The organism is Thermoflexus sp. (assembly GCF_025055495.1).
GTDB lineage: Bacteria > Chloroflexota > Anaerolineae > Thermoflexales > Thermoflexaceae > Thermoflexus.
This window is the reverse complement of record NZ_JANWXB010000236.1, coordinates 1-2,210: the sequence shown is the minus strand read 5'-3', so window position 1 is coordinate 2,210 and position 2,210 is coordinate 1. Positions and strand designations below refer to the sequence as shown.

Annotated in this window: 2 protein-coding genes; one reads left to right on the top strand and one right to left on the bottom strand. The window is 66.2% G+C overall.

Features of this window, described 5'->3' with window-relative positions; all coding sequences use genetic code 11:
• Positions 1 to 145 precede the first annotated feature (145 nt).
• Complete coding sequence (locus tag NZM16_RS07750; RefSeq protein WP_295479729.1) at positions 146 to 574, bottom strand: cytochrome c; 429 nt, start codon at positions 572 to 574, stop codon at positions 146 to 148.
• 757 nt (positions 575 to 1,331) lie between these two features.
• Between NZM16_RS07750 and NZM16_RS07745 the strand changes: the two genes are divergently transcribed.
• The gene (locus NZM16_RS07745) at positions 1,332 to 2,027 is read left to right on the top strand and encodes a zinc metallopeptidase (RefSeq protein ID WP_295479727.1); all 696 of its coding nucleotides are present in this window, start codon (positions 1,332 to 1,334) and stop codon (positions 2,025 to 2,027) included.
• The last annotated feature ends 183 nt before the right edge of the window (positions 2,028 to 2,210 follow it).

Here is a 2,210-nt window from a genome sequence, read left to right as displayed (position 1 = left end):
TGTTCTCCCCCCTAGGGCCCTGTAGGCCGCGAGATAAAGAGGGGTTTCGGGGCATCGGCTTCGCTGCGGCCCCGAAACCCCTCTTTTTCCCGTCCCCTCTCCCACTGAGGAAGAAGGGAGGGGCTGGGGATAAGGTGAGGGCCGATCAGGGCTGATAGGGGTTCAGCGTGCGGATGAAGGCGATGATGTCCGTCAGGTCCTGATCGGTGAGGGCGGGGTTGCCGCCCTTCGGCGGCATGTCCACCCCGGTGGTGTTCGCCGGGTCCGTCGCCGGGCGCCCCGTCTTGATGAACTCCAGCAGCTGGGCGTCGGTCTGCTTCCGGATGAACTCGCTGGTCGTCATGTCCCGTCCTAACCCCGGCAATCCCTTCGCATCGGCCCCGTGACACGACGCGCAGCTGCCCAGGAACAGTTCCTTGCCCTTCTCCGGATTCCCTTTCAGGGTCACCGGGGCCGCTTCGCCACCGCTCGGCGCAGGGGCCGGAGGCGCCCCGCCTCCGCATCCGCTGACGATCCACGCCAGGAGGAGAAACCCGATGCCGGGAATCCTCCAGCCTCCGTTCCACCGCTTCATAGCTTCCCCCTTCTCGATCAGGTTCGCCAGCACCAAAGGGTGCAGCCTCGCAGGAACAGGCTCGCATCTCTCCTCCTGGCCCCACCCTGATTGTGCCGCGGGTTCGACGGTTCGTGCAATTCGCCTGATCGGCTTAGTTGCAAAATCGATCCAATTTTCAAAGGCTGCATCAGCCGCGTTGCGAACCGGAGACAGGCTGGAGATCGAGCTTGCACGGCTCGTCTTCTCGCGGGGCCCTCGAGCGAGGCCGGGCACCGAAGGGGTCTGGCCCCGCTATGCTTTCAGGATGGAACCTGGGCAGAGGGTCTGCGGCTTCGCCCCCACGACCTTCAGCGGCGGCTCAACGACCGAAAGCCGGAGGGCGCCGCCCCCTTGCTCGCTTCGAAGATCCAGCCCCTCACGCGGGTCGACGGACGGCGCCCCTCGGTCACGGCGCCCCAGCCCCCAAACCGCCTCGCCCTGATTTGACAGATGGCTTTTGATCATATACACTGGGAAACGGCCCGAAGGGGAGTAGCCGCGGGCATTTCGCCCGTGACGGGATCGTCAACACGGGAGACCCGTTCGGATCCCGATCCCCGGTCCCGTTCGCCCTTCCCGGGTTTGGCGAGACCTTCGGCTGAGGTCCGAGGGCGTTCCGAAGCGGAACGCAAATTCGGACATCGGCCGAAGGTCTTTTTTTTCAGAGACTCCCATCGCAGGCTTTTCCGCGGGGGGATTTCCATTTTCCTTGATCAGCAAGTGCAAGGAGGAGGCCATGATGTTCTGGTGGGATCCGCTTTACTTTGTGTTCGCGTTGCCGGCGTTGCTGCTGGGCCTGTATGCCCAGGCCAAAGTCCAGGCGGCCTACAACCGCTGGCTGCAGGCCCCGGCCCGGGTGACGGGGCTGGAGGCGGCCCGCCGGCTGCTGCAGGCGGCGGGGCTTTACGAGGTGCGCCTGGAGGGGGTGCCGGGGCACCTGACGGATCATTACGATCCGTCCACGAAGACGCTGCGGCTGTCGGAGAGCGTGGCGGGGGTGCCGTCGGTGGCCTCGCTGGCGGTGGCGGCTCACGAGGTGGGGCACGCGCTGCAGGATGCGGAGGGCTACTGGGGGCTGCGGGCGCGGGGGGCGCTGGTGCCGGCGGTGAACCTGGGCTCGTGGCTGGGGCCGGTGCTGTTCCTGGTGGGGTTTTTGCTGCAGAGCGCGGATCTGGTGTGGGTGGGGGTGTGGCTGTTTGCGGGGGCGGCGCTGTTTGCGCTGGTGACGCTGCCGGTGGAGCTGGATGCGAGCCGGCGGGCGCTGCGGCTGCTGGAGGAGAGTGGGCTGCTGGGGACGGCGGCGGAGCGGGCGGGGGCGCGGGAGGTGCTGCAGGCGGCGGCGCTGACGTATGTGGCGGCCCTGGCCCAGGCGCTGTCCACCCTGGCCTACTACGCCTTCCTCGCGATGGGAATGTCCCGCTCGAGGGAGTAGATCGGCGCTGCCCGATCGCAAGCGGATGGCCTGTATTACTCACCGCAAGGATCCCAGCTTGCCGAAATGTTTTTATTGGGAATTTGAGTAGGGATGATCGGGGACGCTGAAGCTTCTCCCCTTTTTCCTTTTCTCCACGCCAAAGTCGAATGTTAGGGTTGGGCGGGCCGCCTTCGGCGGCCC